Source organism: Streptomyces sp. AC555_RSS877 (genome assembly GCF_019049245.1).
In the GTDB taxonomy this organism is placed as follows: Bacteria; Actinomycetota; Actinomycetes; order Streptomycetales; family Streptomycetaceae; genus Streptomyces.
Genome location: NZ_JAGMUK010000030.1, coordinates 94,143 through 110,876, shown reverse-complemented (window position 1 = coordinate 110,876; position 16,734 = coordinate 94,143). Strand labels below are relative to the sequence as shown.

Below are 16,734 nucleotides of genomic sequence, written 5' to 3'. Positions count from 1 at the left end.
CAGCTCGTGCTACTGGGTGCGGTTCTCACCGCGGTAGTACTCGAAGACCCAGCCCCACAGACCGATCATGATCAGCGGCGCCGAGAAGTACAGCAGCCACCAGCCGATCGCGACCGACAGGAAGGCGAGGGCGCCTCCGACCGCGAGGGAGAGCGGCTGCCAGCTGTGCGGGCTGAAGAACCCGACCTCGCCGGCGTCGTCCGCGACGTCCGCTTCCTTGTTGTCCTGCGCGCCCGCGTCGACCCGCCGGGCCGTGAAGCCCAGGTAGAAGCCGATCATGATGGACAGACCGAAGGCCAGGAAGAGGGCCGTGGTGCCGGCCGGCTCCTTCGACCACACGCCATAGACGATCGCCATGGCGAGGATGAAGACGCTCAGCCAGATGAACATCCTGCCCTGGATCTTCACTTGCCGGCCTCCTTGCCGCCGTTGCCGGCCAGAGCCTTGTCACCGTGAGGCGCGTTCTCGAGCTGGTCGAGAGCGGCGACCTCGGGGTGGTGCAGGTCGAACGCCGGGGATTCGCTGCGGATCCGCGGCAGGGTGAGGAAGTTGTGCCGCGGGGGCGGGCACGAGGTCGCCCACTCCAGCGAGCGGCCGTAGCCCCACGGGTCGTCGACGCCGACCGGCTTGCCGTACTTGGCCGTCTTCCACACGTTGTAGAGGAACGGCAGGATCGACAGGCCGAGCAGGAAGGAGCTGATCGTCGAGATCGTGTTCAGGGCGGTGAAACCGTCGGCCGCGAGGTAGTCCGCGTAACGACGGGGCATGCCCTCGGCACCCAGCCAGTGCTGGACCAGGAAGGTTCCGTGGAAGCCGATGAACAGCGTCCAGAACGTGATCTTGCCGAGGCGCTCGTCGAGCATCTTGCCGGTGAACTTCGGCCACCAGAAGTGGAAGCCGGAGAACATCGCGAAGACGACGGTGCCGAAGACGACGTAGTGGAAGTGCGCCACCACGAAGTACGAGTCGGAGACGTGGAAGTCCATCGGCGGCGAGGCCAGGATGACACCGGTCAGACCACCGAAGGTGAAGGTGATCAGGAAGCCGGTCGCCCACAGCATCGGGGTCTCGAAACTCAGGGACCCCTTCCACATCGTTCCGATCCAGTTGAAGAACTTCACACCCGTCGGCACGGCGATGAGGAACGTCATGAAGGAGAAGAACGGCAGCAGCACACCGCCGGTGACGTACATGTGGTGCGCCCACACCGTCACGGACAGGCCCGCGATGGAGATGGTCGCCGCGATCAGGCCCATGTAGCCGAACATCGGCTTGCGGGAGAACACCGGGATCACTTCAGAGATGATCCCGAAGAACGGCAAGGCGATGATGTACACCTCTGGATGGCCGAAGAACCAGAAGAGGTGTTGCCACAGCAACGCGCCGCCGTTGGCCGGATCGAAGATGTGTGCGCCGAACTTCCGATCCGCCTCCAGCGCGAACAGCGCGGCCGCGAGGACGGGGAAGGCGAGCAGGACCAGGACGGCGGTCAGCAGCACGTTCCAGGTGAAGATCGGCATGCGGAACATCGTCATGCCGGGGGCGCGCATGCAGATGATGGTGGTGATGAAGTTGACCGCGCCGAGGATGGTGCCGAAGCCGGAGAAGGCCAGACCCATGATCCACATGTCGGCGCCGATGCCCGGCGAGCGGATCGCGTCGGACAGGGGGGTGTAGGCGAACCAGCCGAAGTCGGCCGCGCCCTGCGGGGTGAGGAAGCCGCCGACCGCGATCGTCGAGCCGAACAGGTACAGCCAGTAGGCGAACATGTTCAGCCGCGGGAACGCCACGTCGGGCGCGCCGATCTGCAGCGGCATGATCCAGTTCGTGAAACCGGCGAACAGTGGCGTCGCGAACATCAGCAGCATGATCGTGCCGTGCATCGTGAACGCCTGGTTGAACTGCTCGTTCGACATGATCTGCAGGCCCGGACGGGCCAGCTCGGCGCGCATGAACAGCGCCATCACGCCGCCGATCATGAAGAACGCGAACGACGTGACCAGGTACAGCGTGCCGATCGTCTTGTGGTCAGTGGTGGTGAGCCACTTGATGACGACTTCGCCACGGCGCTGGCGCCGGACCGGCAGCTCGTCCTCGTAGTGAGAGCCTGCTGCCGCGGCACCCTGAGGTTCGTTGAGGATGCTCACAGGTTGTTCGTCTCCCGGTTCTTCTCGTGGCTCGTCTGAGCGATGCCGGCGGGAATGTAACCGGTCTGCCCCTTCTTGGCGAGGTCCTTGAGGTGCTGCTCGTAGCGCTCGGGGGAGACGACCTTCACGTTGAACAGCATCCGGGAGTGGTCGACGCCGCACAGCTCGGCGCACTTGCCCAGGAAGGTGCCCTCCTTGTTGGGGGTCACCTCGAAGGCGTTGGTGTGGCCCGGGATGACGTCCTGCTTCATGAGGAACGGCACCACCCAGAAGGAGTGGATGACATCACGCGAGGTGAGGACGAAGCGGACCGTCTTGCCCTTGGGGAGCCAGAGGGTCGGGCCGGGGTTGCCGGTCTGCGGGTTCCGCGTCTTGGGCGTGCCGACGTCGTAGACACCGCCGGCGTTGGCGGGGAAGTCCTCCTTGAACCGGTCCGGAATCGCGTCCAGGTTCTTGTCGGTCTTCGCGTCACCCGTGGAACCTTCGACGGGCACGACGTAGTTGAAGCCCCAGCTCCACTGGAAGCCGACGACGTTGATCGTGACGTCGGGCTGCTTCTTGAGGCTGAGGAGCTTCGACTCGTCGCGGGCCGTGAAGTAGAAGAGGACCGAGACGATGATGAGCGGGACCACCGTGTACAGCGCCTCGATGGGCATGTTGTACCGGGTCTGCGGAGGGACCTCGACCTTGGTGCGGGTGCGCCGATGGAAGAACGCACTCCAGAGGATCAGGCCCCACACCAGCACGCCGACGGCGAGCGCGGCAGCCCAGGAGCCCTGCCACAGGGAGAGGATCCGCGGAGCCTCTTCCGTGGTCGGGGTGGGCATACCAAGGCGTGGGAAGTCCTTGTATGTGCAACCGGTCGCGGTCGCCAGGACCAGGCCGGCGGTCATTGCCTGCAGCAGCTTCCGCCGCATCGGGCGCCGCGGCGAGCGGTCGGAGCCGTTGGGACTCACGTAGCGCCTTCCCGAGAGTCTCGCCCGCGCGGTTGAGCTGCGGCCTTCTCGCTGGTCGGTCGCCGCCCTGCGTCGGGCAGGGGTTTGGATGTTTATGCGGACCAAACCCTAGCCGACGCGATTTGGGGGTGCGCGGGGAGGGGGGCGCAACGCGCCGCGGGTTGTGCGGGGCGCCCAGTAGCTCGGGAGGTTCCGTCAGTTGGCGGCTGCGGGTGCGTCGTGGTTTCTCGCGCAGTTCCCCGTGCCCCTTCAGGGCGCTTAGCGTTGGGGTGTGTCCTACTTCGATGCCGCTTCCGCCGCTCCTTTGCATCCCGTCGCCCGTCAGGCGCTGCAGGCGTCTCTCGACGAGGGGTGGGCGGATCCCGCGCGCCTGTACCGGGAGGGGCGGCGGGCCCGGATGCTGCTGGACGCGGCGCGGGAGGCGACGGCCGAGGCCGTGGGGTGCCGACCGGACGAGCTGGTGTTCACCTCCTCCGGCACGCGCGCGGTGCATGCCGGGGTCGCCGGGGCGCTGGCGGGGCGCCGTCGCGTGGGACGCCACCTGATCGTGTCGGCGGTCGAACACTCTTCGGTACTGCATTCGGCGGGGGTGTTCGAGGCGGGCGGCGGATCGGTGACCGAGGTGCCCGTGCTGCGGTCGGGGGCGGTGACCGTGGAGTCGTACGAGAAGGCTCTGCGGCCCGACACCGCGCTGGCGTGTCTGCAGTCGGCCAACCACGAGGTGGGGACCGGGCAGCCGGTGGCGGAGGTCGCCGAGGTGTGCCGGGCGGCCGGGGTGCCGTTGCTGGTGGACGCGGCGCAGTCGTTGGGGTGGGAGCGGGTCGAGGGTGACTGGTCGCTGCTGACGGCCAGCGCACACAAGTGGGGCGGGCCTTCGGGGGTCGGCGTGCTCGTGGTGCGGAAGGGCGTGCGGTATGCCCCTCAAGGGCCCGTGGACGAGCGGGAGTCGGGGCGGGCGGCCGGGTTCGAGAACATTCCGGCGATCGTGGCGGCGGCGGCCTCACTGCGGGCGGTGCGGGCCGAGGCGGCGCGGGAGGCGCTACGGCTGCGGGAGCTGACGGAGCGAATCCGGGCACGGGTGCCGCGGCTGGTGCCGGACGTGGAGGTGGTCGGCGATCCGGAGCGGCGGCTGCCCGGTGTCGTCACCTTCTCCTGTCTCTATGTCGACGGGGAGACCCTGCTGCACGAGCTGGATCGTGCCGGTTTCTCCGTCTCGTCCGGATCCTCCTGCACGAGCAGCACGCTGACGCCCAGCCATGTGCTGAGGGCGATGGGGGTGCTGAGTGAGGGAAACGTGCGGATCTCGCTGCCGCCCGGGACGCCGGAGGAGGACGTCGAGCGGTTCCTCGACGTGCTGCCGGGAGCGGTGGCGGCGGTACGGGAGAAGCTGGGAGCGCCGGTCGCCGAGGCGGTCGTGCGGGACGACGTCCTGGTCGTCGACTCCCTGGGCAAGCGCTGCCCGATCCCGGTCATCGAGCTGGCGAAGGTCATCGGCGAGGTGCCGCTGGGCGGCGTCGTCCGGGTGCTCTCGGACGACGAGGCCGCACGGCTGGACATTCCGGCGTGGTGCGAGATGCGGGGCCAGGAGTACGTCGGTGAGGAGCCGGCGGACCGGGGTTCGGCCTACGTGGTCCGCCGGCTCTCCTGACTCAGCCCAGGTGCGCCTGGACCTCGGCGGCAGCCTCATGGCCGTACGCCTTGGTGAAGCGGTCCATGAAGTGGGCGCGGCGCAGCTGGTACTCCTGGGTACCGACCGTCTCGATGACGAGCGTGGCGAGCATGCAGCCGACCTGGGCGGCGCGCTCCAGGGACACCCCCCAGGCGAGGCCGGAGAGGAAGCCGGCGCGGAAGGCGTCGCCGACGCCGGTGGGATCGGCCTTGCGGTCCTCCTCCGGGCAGCCGACGACGATCGGCTTCTCGCCGACGCGCTCGATGCGGACGCCCTGCGCGCCGAGCGTGGTGACGCGGTGGCCGACCTTCGACAGGATCTCCTCGTCGGTCCAGCCCGTCTTGGACTCGATGAGGCCCTTTTCGTACTCGTTCGAGAAGAGGTACGTCGCTCCGTCCAGCAGTATCCGGATCTCGTCGCCCCCCATACGGGCGATCTGCTGGGAGAAGTCGGCGGCGAAGGGGATGGACCGGGAGCGGCACTCCTCGGTGTGGCGGAGCATCGCCTCCGGGTCGTCGGCGCCGATCAGCACCAGGTCGAGGCCGTCGACCCGGTCGGCGACCGTCTTGAGCTCGATCTGGCGGGCCTCGCTCATGGCGCCGGTGTAGAAGGAGCCGATCTGGTTGTGGTCGGCGTCCGTGGTGCACACGAAGCGGGCGGTGTGCAGCGTCTCGGAGATGCGCACCGAGGCGGTGTCGACGCCGTGCCGGTCCAGCCAGGCGCGGTACTCGTCGAAGTCGAAGCCCGCGGCTCCGACCAGGATCGGCTTGGTGCCCAGCTGGCCCATGCCGAAGGCGATGTTGGCGCCGACGCCGCCCCGGCGGACGTCGAGGTTGTCGACCAGGAAGGAGAGCGAGACCGTGTGCAGTTGGTCCGCGACGAGCTGGTCGGCGAAGCGGCCGGGGAAGGTCATGAGGTGGTCGGTGGCGATGGAGCCGGTGACTGCGATGCGCACGGCGTTGACTCTCCTGTGGGGAGACAGATTGACGGTTCACGCTATCTGGTCGGCGCGGGGCTCTGCGAGGCGCGCGGAGACGCTGGAGCCGCTGGAGCGGCCAAAACTACCCGATAGTAGATCTTTCTTCGCAGGGTCGGCCGTGCCTACGGTGCGGCTATGACGAACATCGAGCTCCATGCTCCCGTCGCGGCCGACCTGGACGGCGACCTGGCGTCGCTGCGCGGGGACTGCGCCCGGATGGCTCCCCACTGGGCGGTTCCCGACCGGATCACCGCCCGTCCGGTCTCCCCGTCACTCATCCACGGCGTGACCGTGCCCCCGGCGTCGGCGCGGCTGCTGGACGCGATGTCGGAGTACGGCGACTGAGGCAGCGCCTTTCAGGGAACCGCGCGCTCCCCCGCTGCGTCCCATCGGCGTCCCCCGTAAAGGGGATGCGGGATACGACCCGTGAGCCGACCTCTTTGACAAGGTCGGGTCGGGGTCATGGGACGGAAGCACAGCCGAAGGAGCGATGCGGTGAACAGCGAGCGACCCGACAACGACGACGTCGGCCCGGAGGACGGCGCCGAGAAGGCCGGTACGCCGCGGGACGCCGATGACACCACCGGGCCCGCTGCGGCGGAGGGTGCCTCCGAGCAGAGCAAGGCCCCGGAGGCCGGTGCCGGGGAGCCGGCCGCGGAGCCGACGGATGTTCCGGAAGCCGATGAGCCGGCCCCGGAGGCCGCCCCGGAGGCCGCCTCGGAGCAGGAGGAGGCGCCCGAAGCCGCCTCGGAGCAGGCGGAAGCCCCGGAGGCCCCGGAGGTCCCGGAAGCCGATGAGCGTGCCTCGGAGCAGGAGGCTTCGGCGGATTCCCCCGAGACCGACGCGGCCGCCGCCCCCGGCCCGGGCCCGTCCCCCTCTCCCGACACCGACGTGTCCCCCGCTGCTGGAGGCGAGGCGTCCGCGAGTGACGTCCCCGACGGTGGCAGCCGGCCCCGCCGCCGCCCCGCACTGGTCGCCGCTTCCGTCGCCGCCGCCGTACTGCTGGTGGGGGGTGGTGGGGCGTACCTCGCCACGTCCGCCTCCGGGGGTTCCGTGGACCGTACGGCGTCCGGGGCCGGCGGCGACGGTACTCCCCCGCCGCTCGCCCTCGACGGCTACTCCGAGGGCGGCGGTTCGAACGGCATCGCGCCCGGTGAGCCCAACCCGTACGGCGTCACCTATCGCGCCGACGGCACGCTTCCCGACGGTCCCGGCACCGCGCCCGTGTACCGGTCGGGCGGCACCGTCACCGAGGAGCAGGTGGCCGCGCTGGCGAAGGCGCTGGGCGTCGAGGGGAAGCCGGCGCTCCTGGGGCAGGCCTGGCGGGTCGGGGCGAAGGACGGTTCGGGGCCGAGTCTGCAGGTGAACAGGCAGGCGCCGGGCAGCTGGACGTTCCACCGGTACGTGCCCGGCCCCGATGCCTGCCAGAGCGAGACCGTGTGTGCGAGCGACCCGGTCGACCCGTCCGCCGACCCGGTGACCGAGGCGGCCGCGAAGAAGGCCGCCGCGCCGGTCCTGAAGGCGGTGGGTCAGGACGACGCGAAGCTGGACGCGAGCCTGGTCGCGGGCGCCCAGCGGGTCGTGAACGCCGACCCCGAGGTCGGCGGGATGCCCACCTACGGCTGGACGACCGGCGTCACCGTCGGCGCACAGGGCGAAGTGGTGGGCGCCAACGGCCAGATGAAGGCGCCGGTGAAGGGGGACACGTACCCCGTGCTGAGCGCGGAGAAGACGCTGGGCCTGATGAACGCGGCGCCGGGGACCGGTCACCGCATGGGCATCGGCGGCTGCGCGAGCCCCGTACCGCTGAAGGACCGGCTGGAAGCTCCGTGCGGGGAGTCCACCGACGTACCGAAGGCGGGGAAGAGGGAGACGATCACGGTCGAGAAGGCCGTGTTCGGGCTGGCGCCGCACCTGGTGGAGGGACGGCAGACGCTGGTGCCGTCCTGGCTGTTCGAGGTACGGGCGGCGGGCGCGCGGGACGCGTACACGGTGACGCATCCGGCGGTCGACCCGACGTACCTGACCTCGGCCACTCCCCCCGCGCGGCCGAGCGCGCCCTCAGCACCGCCGAGCGCGCCGGGCGACGAGCCGACCGCCGCGCCGGCCACCAAGGACGTCCAGGTGGAGGGCTACACGGCCGAGGGGACGGAACTGACCGTGAGCTTCACGGGCGGGGTGTGCGCCGACTACAAGGCGACGGCGATCGAGGGCACGGACGAGGTGACGGTCACGGTGACCGAGACGCCCTGGCCGGACAAGATCTGCATCATGATCGCCAAGGTGTACCACCAGACCGTGCCCCTGGACGAGCCGCTCGGCGACCGCAAGGTCGTGGGCGCGGACGGCAAGGAGATCCCGCTGGAGAAGGCGGGGGCACGGCTCCCGGAGACGTCCGGGGCGCGGTAGGACGGCCTCGGACATGCGCGAAGGCGGCGGCCCTGTCGGAGGGGGCCGCCGCCTTCGCGTCGCTCGGAAATCCAGCTGTGGGACTTAGCTGAAGGAGTCGCCGCAGGCGCAGGAGCCCGTCGCGTTCGGGTTGTCGATCGTGAAGCCCTGCTTCTCGATGGTGTCGACGAAGTCGATGGACGCGCCGCCCAGGTACGGGGCGCTCATGCGGTCGGTGACGACCTTGACGCCGTCGAAGTCCTTGACCACGTCGCCGTCGAGGGAACGCTCGTCGAAGAAGAGCTGGTAGCGCAGGCCGGAGCAGCCGCCGGGCTGAACGGCGACGCGCAGGGCCAGGTCCTCACGGCCTTCCTGGTCGAGCAGGGCCTTGACCTTCGCCGCGGCGGCGTCGGACAGGATGATGCCGTCGGTGACGGTGCTGGTCTCGTCCGATACGGACATCTACATCTCTCCCGGGTTGTACGGAGACTGCTTGCCGACGGTTGCAACCGACGGGGCCGCGGATTCATTCCGGGCCGAGGGCGTGTTTTGTCTCTTCCCTCTTCATGCTCGCACACCCGCGCTGAAGCGAACAGCGGCCGCCGGGCCGCCCGCGGGATTCATGTCACATCGACGCTATGACCATCGTCAAAGTGACGTGAAGCAGGTTATGATAGATAACGTCAGTTCGACGAAAAGTAGAAAGGGTGCGTGTCGTGACCACCGCCCAGACCACGGAGCTCGACGTACAGCCGACTCCGCTCGCCCTGTTGCTGCTCGGCCGAGAGGCCGACCCGAAGAGCGAGCGGGGCGTCGAGTGTCCCGGCGACCTGCCTTCGCCCTCCGACCCCGACCTGGTCGAGCGCGCCCGCGCGGCCAAGGAGAAGCTCGGCGACAAGGTGTTCGTCCTCGGCCACCACTACCAGCGCGACGAGGTCATCCAGTTCGCCGACGTCACGGGTGACTCCTTCAAGCTGGCCCGGGACGCGGCCGCGCGCCCGGAGGCCGAGTACATCGTGTTCTGCGGTGTGCACTTCATGGCGGAGTCGGCCGACATCCTGACGTCCGACGACCAGAAGGTGGTCCTGCCCGACCTCGCCGCCGGCTGCTCGATGGCCGACATGGCGACGGCCGAGCAGGTCGCGGAGTGCTGGGACGTGCTGACCGAGGCCGGCATAGCCGAGCAGGTCGTGCCCGTCTCGTACATGAACTCCTCCGCGGACATCAAGGCGTTCACCGGCAAGCACGGCGGCACCATCTGCACGTCGTCGAACGCCCAGCGGGCCCTGGAGTGGGCCTTCGAGCAGGGGGAGCCCAATTCAACAAAGGTCCTCTTCCTGCCCGACCAGCACCTCGGCCGCAACACCGCCGTGCGGGACATGGGCATGACGCTGGAGGACTGCGTCCTCTACAACCCGCACAAGCCGAACGGCGGCCTGACCGCCGAGCAGCTGCGCGACGCGAAGATGATCCTGTGGCGGGGCCACTGCTCGGTGCACGGCCGCTTCAGCCTGGAGTCGGTGCGGGATGTGCGCGAGCGCATCCCCGGCGTCAACGTCCTCGTCCACCCCGAGTGCAAGAACGAGGTCGTGGTGGCGGCGGACTACGTCGGCTCGACCGAGTACATCATCAAGGCGCTGGAGGCCGCCCCGGCGGGTTCCAAGTGGGCCATCGGGACCGAGCTGAACCTCGTACGACGCCTGGCGAACCGTTTCGCTCCCGAGGGCAAGGAGATCGTCTTCCTCGACAAGACGGTCTGCTTCTGCTCGACGATGAACCGCATCGACCTCCCCCACCTGGTGTGGACCCTGGAGTCCCTCGCCGAGGGCAACCTGGTCAACCGCATCGAGGTCGACAAGGAGACCGAGGCGTTCGCGAAGCTGGCGCTGGAGCGGATGCTGGCGCTGCCGTAGCCCTGCCCCCGGCCCCGTTCACTCCGCGGCGGGTTTCCGCTCGGGGTGGGCGGGGTCGAGGCTGAAGACGGTGCCGTCGGGAGTGGCGACGACCAGGGCCCCTTCGTGGAGACGCACCTTGACGGTCCAGCCGGAGTCGAACCGCTCGGCCCGCGGCAGGGTCTCCCACAACACCGTGCCCTTCCGCGCGTCGAGCGCCCCCACCCGGCCGCTGGAACTGCCCAGGTAGAGGGTGCGGGTCCGCGGGTCGTACAAGGCCGGGCCCGGTTGTTCCAGGCTCGTCGCGGTCTGCCACAGCGGTTTGCCCGTGCGGGCCGACACGGCGGTCACCTGTCCGGTGGAGGTGGCGAACCAGAGGGTGCCGCCCGCCAGCGTCACTTCCCCCGCGTACTGCTCGGCCAGCTTCGTGGTGCTGCCCGCGCCGGTGTCCGGGTCCACCAACCGGATCCGGGCGTACGGGGCGTCCTCGCCGATCTGCATGTTTCCCTCCCCGTCCCGGGGCGACTCCAGGAAGAGCAGCCGGCCGTCGAAGACCCCGAGGAGAGCGGCGTCGCTCGTTCCCTTCAGCCGGCGGGCCGAACCGTCGGCCCGGTCCAGTTCCGTGACCACGAGGTCCTGCGTTTCCATCGAGTCGAGGACGCACTGCAGGTACAGACGCTCCTCGGCCTGCGTGAAGCCGCAGATGTGCTCGGGGGGCAGGGGTGCCGTCCAGCGCTCGGCACCGGTGCGCGGCGAGCGGGCGGTCACCGAGCGGCCGTCGGCGTCCGGTGTCAGGACGAGGTCGCCGGAGGCGATCACTTCGACCCAGTCGTCGTTGACCGTGCGGTGCCACAGCCGGTCACCGGTCTCGACGTCGAGGGCGAGGACACTGGTCGTGTCCTCGTCGGCTTCGTCCGGTTGGAAGAGCTGCTGGACCAGCACCGCGTCGTCCCGGATGCCGAGAAGCGTGAAGGTGTACGTCCCTTCGACGCCGCCGGACGGCGCCGCGGCGGCCCGCCAATCGGTCTCGCCGGTCAGCCCGTTCAGGCGTACGGGAAGGATGCCGTCGCCGGTGCAGTAGGCGGCGCCCTCGTACATCTGGCAGTCCGGCCCGCCCCGCATCCCGCCGCCGCCCGCCTCCGGCGCCTTCTTCACACCGCGTGCGGCCCTCTCGTAGACCGTCGTCTCCCACGGCTTCCAGCCGCTGGGCAGTGCCGCCCACCGCGACGTCGCGGACGGCCTGGGGGTCGCGCCGTCGCCGCTGTCCGCCCAGCCCGGGTCGAGCAGCAGGTAGGCCGTGAGCCCGAGGACGACGGCGCCGACCGTGCCGGTCGCTGCCAGTAGCGGGCCAAGACGGCGGTTTCGGCGGCCGGGGCGGGTGGGTGCGGCCGGGTCGGCGAGGGTCCCGGGGCGGGTGTCCGGCGTGGCCGGCAGCTCCCCCAGGCGCAGCGACACGGTGGCGAGGTCGCCCGCGTCGGGCTCGGGCAGGGCGGTGGCGAACTCCCGGGCCAGCTCGTCGAGTCCGGGCCGGTCCGCGGCCTCCTTGGCCAGGCAGCGCTCCAGGATCCCGCGCAGCGGCCGGCCGACCCCGTCCAGCACGGGGTCGTCGTGGACCACCCGGTAGGCCGTCAGATAGGGGCTGTCGGTGTCGAAGGGCCCGTGCCCGGTCGTCGCGTAGACCAGGAGCGCCCCGAGGGAGAAGACGTCGGAGGCCGGGCCGACCGTGCGGGCGTCGGTGAGCTGCTCCGGGGACATGAACGGCGGGGTGCCGATCATCTGGCCGGTCTCGGTCAGCGTGTTGTGGTTCTCCACCGCGCGGGAGATGCCGAAGTCGATGACGCGAGGGCCGTCCTCGGCCATCAGCACGTTCGCCGGCTTCAGGTCCCGGTGCACCACGCCGGCCCGGTGGATGTCCCGCAGGGCCTCCACCAACCCCAGCGCCAGCCGCCGCAGTTCGCCGCCTCTGAGCGCGCCCCCGTCGCGGATCCGCTGGGCGAGCGAGCGCCCGGGCACGTACTGGGTCGCCATCCAGGGCCGGGCCGCCTCCGGGTCGGCGTCCACGACCGGTGCGGTGAAGACGCCGCTCACCTTGCGGACGGCCTCGATCTCCTGCCGGAACCGGGTGCGGAAGACGCTGTCCTCGGCGTACTGGGCGTGCACCACCTTGACGGCGACCTCGCGGCCCGACCGCGATCTGCCCCGGTAGACGGCCCCCATGCCGCCGGCGCCGAGGCGGTCGACCAGTTTGTACCCGCCGATCGACTTCGGGTCGTCCCTGTGCAGTGGCACCGTCCGGATTCCCTTCCCCCGTAAAGCTGTTCGGGGCACAGGATACGTACCGGGACACGGCGGAGTCCGGGCGGCGAACCGTGGGGCTCGCCGCCCGGCCTCCCCGGACGGTCACACGGACGCGTGCTCCGGCTCGTCCGAGGACGCCTGCCGGGACGGCAGCCCGGCCTTCTTCGCCCGCTTCGCCTCACGCTTGTCCGCCCGGCGCTCCTTGCGGAGCTCCAGCATCGCGTACAGCGTGGGAACGAGCAGCAGGGTCAACGCGGTCGACGTGACCAGGCCGCCGATCACCACCACCGCGAGCGGCTGGGCGATGAACCCGCCCTCGCCGGTGACGCCCAGGCGCGGGTGATCCGTAGCCCCCAGGTCCATTTCCTATGCGGCTCATACTCCGGCCGCAGTACGGAGGGCTGAGGTCACTCCACCCTTGGACGTACCAGTCCCGACTCGTACGCGATCACCACGAGCTGTGCCCGGTCCCGGGCGCCCAGCTTGGCCATGGCCCGGTTGACGTGCGTCTTCACCGTGAGTGGGCTGACTTCGAGCCGCCCGGCGATCTCGTCGTTGGAGTGGCCGCCCGCGACCTGCACCAGGACCTCGCGCTCCCGCACGGTCAGCGCGGCGAGGCGCTCCGCACGGGCGGGGTCGCGCTCCTCGTCCCCCGCGTCGCCCTGCGCGAGGAATCGGGCGATGAGACCCTTCGTCGCGGCCGGGGACAGCAGCGCCTCGCCGCCGGCCGCGACCCGGATCGCACTGAGCAGTTCCTCGGGCTCGGAGCCCTTGCCGAGGAAACCGGACGCACCCGCGCGCAGCGACTGCACGACGTAGTCGTCGACCTCGAACGTCGTCAGGATGACCACCCGGACGTGGGTGAGCGAGGGGTCGGCGCTGATCATGCGGGTGGCCGCCAGGCCGTCGGTGCCCGGCATCCGGATGTCCATCAGGACGACGTCGGCCCGCTCCTCCTTGGTCAGCCGCACCGCCTCCGCGCCGTCGGACGCCTCGCCCACGACCTCCATGTCGGGCTCGGAGTCGACGAGCACGCGGAAGGCGCTGCGCAGCAGTGCCTGGTCGTCGGCGAGCAGGACACGGATGGTCATACGGATTCCCCCGGCTTTCCGGTGACTGCTGTGCGGGTCTTGATCGGCAGGATCGCATGGACGCGGAAACCGCCTCCGTAGCGGGGACCGGTGGTGAGGGTGCCGCGCAGGGCGGTGACGCGCTCCCGCATGCCGAGCAGGCCGTGGCCGCCGCCGGTCTCGGGGTCCGGTTCCTCGCCGGCGCCGTTGTCGAGGACGGTGATCTCGACGTTCGGTCCGACGCGCACGACGCTGACCTCGGCCTTGACCTCGGCTCCGGCGTGTTTCTGCACGTTGGTGAGGGCTTCCTGGATGACGCGGTAGGCGGCCAGGTCGACGGCGGCGGGCAGGGTGGTGCCCTGGTCCGCGCGGGCCACCTCGACGTGCAGTCCCGCGCTGCGGAAGGTGCCGACGAGTTCGTCGAGCCGGGCCAGGCCGGGGGCGGGTTCGGTCGGGGCCTCCGGGTCGCCGGACTGGCGCAGCAGACCGACGGTGGCCCGCAGTTCGTTCAGCGCCGAGCGGCTTGCCTCCCGTACGTGGCCCAGGGCCTCCTTGGCCTGGTCGGGCCGCTTGTCCATGACATGGGCGGCGACGCCGGCCTGGACGTTGACCAGGGCGATGTGGTGGGCGACCACGTCGTGCAGGTCGCGGGCGATGCGCAGGCGTTCCTCGGCGACCCGGCGGCGGGCCTCCTCCTCGCGCGTGCGCTCGGCCCGTTCGGCGCGCTCCCTGATGGCATGGATGAAGGCGCGGCGGCTGCGGACGGCGTCGCCCGCGGTGGCGCCGATGCCGGTCCAGGCGAAGATCGCGAGGTTCTCCTGGGCGTACCACGGCAGAGGGCCGGCGAGCATGGAGGCGCCGGTGAGGACGGTCATGGTGAGCAGGCCGACCCGCCAGGTCGTGGGGCGGTCGGTGGAGGCGGCGACGGTGTAGAGGGCGATGACCGCGGACATGGCGACGGGGGCGCGGGGGTCGCTGGCGACGGCCGCGACGAGGGAGACGGTGCCGGTGAGGGCGAGGACCGTCAGGGGGGCGCGGCGGCGGAACACCAGCGCGGCGGCGCCGAGGGCGATGAGGACCAGGCCGAGGGGGTCGGGCGTACGGAAGCCCCAGCTGACGTCGCGCTCACCGTGCGGGTCCACGAACGAGCCGGCCACCATGCACGCGAGTACGCCGGCCGCCAGGGCCGCGTCCAGCGCCAAGGGGTGCGCTCTGAGGTGACGCCGGGCCTGCTCGATGGTGCTCACGTCTGCCCACGGTACGGGGGGCCCGCGGGCGGCGGAACGGGGGCCACCTGTACGTTCCCCGTCACCTCACCCCGGGATCAGACCGTCGTCGCGCAGCATCTTCCGTACCTCCTCCAGCGTCGCGTCCGGCGACGGGAGGATGAGTTCGGACGGTTCCAGGGAGTCGTCGGGCAGGGGCTCGCCCAGTTCGCGGACCTTGGAGAGCAGGGCCTGCAGGGTGCGGCGGAAGCCGGACCCGTCGCCGTTCTCCATCTCGGTCAGGAGCTCGTCGTCCAGCCTGTTCAGCTCGGTGAGGTGGCCGTCGGCCAGCCTCACCTGCCCCTCTCCCATGATCCGTACGATCACGTCGCCCTCCTAGGCGTGGGCCCCGGCCGGGTCTACTGCTTGTCGAAGCGCGGGGTGTCCTGCGGCTGCTGCTGGGACTGCTGCTGGCTCGTGCCACCTTCGATGGCCTGCTGGGACGAGGTGCCGCCGGCCAGCTCCGCCTTCATGCGCTGCAGTTCCAGCTCTACATCCGTACCACCGGAGAGCCGGTCAAGCTCGGCCTGGATGTCGTCCTTGTGCATGCCGGACTGGTCGTCCAGAGCGCCGGAGGCGAGCAGTTCGTCGATGGCTCCGGCCCGCGCCTGGAGCTGGGCCGTCTTGTCCTCGGCACGCTGTATCGCCAGTCCGACGTCGCCCATCTCCTCGGAGATGCCGGAGAACGCCTCGCCGATGCGGGTCTGGGCCTGCGCCGCGGTGTACGTGGCCTTGATCGTCTCCTTCTTGGTGCGGAAGGCGTCGACCTTGGCCTGGAGCCGCTGGGCCGCCAGGGTGAGTTTCTCCTCCTCGCCCTGGAGCGTGGAGTGCTGGGTCTCCAGATCCGTCACCTGCTGCTGGAGGGCGGCGCGACGGGACAGCGCCTCGCGGGCGAGGTCCTCACGACCCAGCGCGAGCGCCTTGCGGCCCTGGTCCTCCAGCTTGGAGGACTGCGACTGCAGCTGGTTCAGCTGGAGTTCGAGGCGCTTGCGCGAGGTCGCCACGTCGGCGACACCGCGGCGCACCTTCTGCAGCAGCTCCAGCTGCTTCTGGTACGAGTAATCGAGGGTTTCGCGCGGGTCCTCGGCCCTGTCCAGGGCCTTGTTCGCCTTCGCGCGGAAGATCATCCCCATACGCTTCATGACACCGCTCATGGGCTTCGCGCGCCCCCTTCTGACGACTTCCAGCTCCAGCTCTGCGACAGAACCCACAGTACGGGCCCTGCATCCATTACCGCACTGTTCGGGGACTGATGCGCTCATCCCCAAGGACGACTGACCAAGGCGCTGCTCCGGCGTAAGGAGTAGGTGACCTTCAGGGTGAGCAGAGGTTCACCCGGCGTCCGCGTCCCCTTCTGTCCCCCTAGAGACGACCGGTGTTGCCGGATCGTTCCCCACCGGACTGGGGTCCATGCCCCCGCACCCCGTACCCTTGGGTTTTGTGTTCCGTAGCCGCGCCAAGGATGAGAAGGCACCGGCCGCCGACAAGGCGCCGCTGACCGACTCCAAGCAGACCCGTGACCCGCAGGCCAAGAAGGGTCGCCCCACTCCCAAGCGGAGTGAGGCCCAGACCCAGCGCCGCAGCGTGGCCACCACGCCGACGTCGCGCAAGGAGGCCTCCAAGCGTCAGCGCGACGAGCGACGTGCGCAGATGGAGAAGCAGCGCCAGGCGCTCGCCGGCGGTGACGAGCGGTACCTCCCCGCGCGTGACAAGGGCCCGGTGCGCAAGTTCGCGCGCGACTTCATCGACTCGCGGTTCAACATCGCCGAGTTCTTCCTGCCGATGGCCGTGGTCATCCTCGTGCTGAGCATGGTGCGGGTGGGCGCGCTGCAGAGCATCGCGCTGCTGCTGTGGCTGGTCGTGATCGTGCTGATCGTGCTCGACTCGGTCCTCAGCGGCGTCCGCCTGAAGAAGCGGCTGGCCGAGCGCTTCCCGGACGCCAACAAGCGCGGTGCCGTCGCCTACGCGCTGATGCGCTCCCTCCAGATGCGCCGGCTCCGGCTGCCGAAGCCGCAGGTCAAGCGCGGAGAGCGGCCCTGAGCACTACGCCGTTCACCGGGGGCGCGGGAG

The 16,734-nt window shown here is 70.3% G+C and carries 15 protein-coding genes and 1 pseudogene; 5 read left to right on the top strand and 11 right to left on the bottom strand.

The window, feature by feature from the left end; genetic code table 11:
• Nucleotides 1–9: 9 nt before the first annotated feature.
• From KUM49_RS14205 to coxB, 3 genes are read right to left on the bottom strand one after another with little or no spacing between them, the layout of a single operon-like run.
• A complete protein-coding gene (locus KUM49_RS14205; RefSeq protein ID WP_217237177.1) occupies nucleotides 10–408 on the bottom strand; it encodes a cytochrome c oxidase subunit 4 in 399 nt (132 codons plus the stop codon).
• Nucleotides 405–2,147 carry a cytochrome c oxidase subunit I gene (ctaD, locus tag KUM49_RS14200; RefSeq protein WP_217237176.1) on the bottom strand — a complete coding sequence of 581 codons (1,743 nt, stop codon included), beginning with the start codon at nucleotides 2,145–2,147 and terminating at the stop codon, nucleotides 405–407. Before ctaD ends, KUM49_RS14205 begins: the two co-directional genes overlap by 4 nt.
• The gene (coxB, locus tag KUM49_RS14195; protein WP_217237175.1) at nucleotides 2,144–3,103 is read right to left on the bottom strand and encodes a cytochrome c oxidase subunit II; all 960 of its coding nucleotides are present in this window, start codon (nucleotides 3,101–3,103) and stop codon (nucleotides 2,144–2,146) included. Before coxB ends, ctaD begins: the two co-directional genes overlap by 4 nt.
• A 271-nt stretch (nucleotides 3,104–3,374) precedes the next feature.
• Between coxB and KUM49_RS14190 the strand changes: the two genes are divergently transcribed.
• Nucleotides 3,375–4,751 carry a cysteine desulfurase/sulfurtransferase TusA family protein gene (locus KUM49_RS14190; RefSeq protein WP_217237174.1) on the top strand — a complete coding sequence of 459 codons (1,377 nt, stop codon included), beginning with the start codon at nucleotides 3,375–3,377 and terminating at the stop codon, nucleotides 4,749–4,751.
• 1 nt (nucleotide 4,752) lies between these two features.
• Here KUM49_RS14190 and KUM49_RS14185 read toward each other — a convergent pair whose 3' ends face one another.
• The gene (locus KUM49_RS14185) at nucleotides 4,753–5,727 is read right to left on the bottom strand and encodes a carbohydrate kinase family protein (protein WP_217237173.1); all 975 of its coding nucleotides are present in this window, start codon (nucleotides 5,725–5,727) and stop codon (nucleotides 4,753–4,755) included.
• 159 nt (nucleotides 5,728–5,886) lie between these two features.
• Here KUM49_RS14185 and KUM49_RS14180 point away from each other — a divergent pair, with 159 nt between their 5' ends.
• Nucleotides 5,887–6,096, top strand: coding sequence for a hypothetical protein (locus KUM49_RS14180; RefSeq protein ID WP_217237172.1), 210 nt, complete (start codon nucleotides 5,887–5,889; stop codon nucleotides 6,094–6,096).
• A gap of 150 nt (nucleotides 6,097–6,246) precedes the next feature.
• A complete protein-coding gene (locus KUM49_RS14175) occupies nucleotides 6,247–8,160 on the top strand; it encodes a hypothetical protein (protein ID WP_217237171.1) in 1,914 nt (637 codons plus the stop codon).
• Nucleotides 8,161–8,244: 84 nt separating this feature from the next.
• On the opposite strand, the gene erpA is transcribed toward KUM49_RS14175, so the two are convergent.
• Nucleotides 8,245–8,601: an iron-sulfur cluster insertion protein ErpA gene (gene erpA, locus KUM49_RS14170; RefSeq protein ID WP_030039301.1), complete on the bottom strand. Its 357-nt coding sequence runs from the start codon at nucleotides 8,599–8,601 to the stop codon at nucleotides 8,245–8,247.
• 254 nt (nucleotides 8,602–8,855) lie between these two features.
• Here erpA and nadA point away from each other — a divergent pair, with 254 nt between their 5' ends.
• Nucleotides 8,856–10,052 carry a quinolinate synthase NadA gene (gene nadA / locus KUM49_RS14165; RefSeq protein WP_217237170.1) on the top strand — a complete coding sequence of 399 codons (1,197 nt, stop codon included), beginning with the start codon at nucleotides 8,856–8,858 and terminating at the stop codon, nucleotides 10,050–10,052.
• 18 nt (nucleotides 10,053–10,070) lie between these two features.
• Here nadA and KUM49_RS14160 read toward each other — a convergent pair whose 3' ends face one another.
• The 6 genes and pseudogenes from KUM49_RS14160 to KUM49_RS14135 form a co-directional block, all read right to left on the bottom strand.
• Nucleotides 10,071–12,320: a protein kinase gene (locus KUM49_RS14160; RefSeq protein ID WP_217237169.1), complete on the bottom strand. Its 2,250-nt coding sequence runs from the start codon at nucleotides 12,318–12,320 to the stop codon at nucleotides 10,071–10,073.
• A gap of 111 nt (nucleotides 12,321–12,431) precedes the next feature.
• Nucleotides 12,432–12,662, bottom strand: a pseudogene (locus tag KUM49_RS14155) (efflux RND transporter permease subunit); the annotation flags it as partial.
• A gap of 74 nt (nucleotides 12,663–12,736) precedes the next feature.
• Entirely contained in the window at nucleotides 12,737–13,420 is a 684-nt protein-coding gene (locus KUM49_RS14150; RefSeq protein ID WP_217237168.1) for a response regulator transcription factor, read from the bottom strand.
• Nucleotides 13,417–14,646: a sensor histidine kinase gene (locus KUM49_RS14145; protein ID WP_217237167.1), complete on the bottom strand. Its 1,230-nt coding sequence runs from the start codon at nucleotides 14,644–14,646 to the stop codon at nucleotides 13,417–13,419. Before KUM49_RS14145 ends, KUM49_RS14150 begins: the two co-directional genes overlap by 4 nt.
• 66 nt (nucleotides 14,647–14,712) lie before the next feature.
• A complete protein-coding gene (locus KUM49_RS14140; protein WP_217237166.1) occupies nucleotides 14,713–14,991 on the bottom strand; it encodes a hypothetical protein in 279 nt (92 codons plus the stop codon).
• Nucleotides 14,992–15,023: 32 nt separating this feature from the next.
• Complete coding sequence (locus tag KUM49_RS14135) at nucleotides 15,024–15,818, bottom strand: PspA/IM30 family protein (RefSeq protein ID WP_217237165.1); 795 nt, start codon at nucleotides 15,816–15,818, stop codon at nucleotides 15,024–15,026.
• A gap of 256 nt (nucleotides 15,819–16,074) precedes the next feature.
• Between KUM49_RS14135 and KUM49_RS14130 the strand changes: the two genes are divergently transcribed.
• Nucleotides 16,075–16,704, top strand: coding sequence for a DUF3043 domain-containing protein (locus KUM49_RS14130; protein ID WP_217237164.1), 630 nt, complete (start codon nucleotides 16,075–16,077; stop codon nucleotides 16,702–16,704).
• Nucleotides 16,705–16,734 lie beyond the last annotated feature (30 nt).

What these genes read in the sequence shown, in the direction of transcription:
- erpA (WP_030039301.1), bottom strand. Translation starts at nt 8,601, where the DNA reads ATGTCCGTATCGGACGAGACCAGCACCGTCACCGACGGCATCATCCTG.
- KUM49_RS14150 (WP_217237168.1), bottom strand. Translation starts at nt 13,420, where the DNA reads ATGACCATCCGTGTCCTGCTCGCCGACGACCAGGCACTGCTGCGCAGC.
- KUM49_RS14180 (WP_217237172.1), top strand. Translation starts at nt 5,887, where the DNA reads ATGACGAACATCGAGCTCCATGCTCCCGTCGCGGCCGACCTGGACGGC.
- KUM49_RS14130 (WP_217237164.1), top strand. Translation starts at nt 16,075, where the DNA reads ATGCCCCCGCACCCCGTACCCTTGGGTTTTGTGTTCCGTAGCCGCGCC.
- KUM49_RS14135 (WP_217237165.1), bottom strand. Translation starts at nt 15,818, where the DNA reads ATGAGCGGTGTCATGAAGCGTATGGGGATGATCTTCCGCGCGAAGGCG.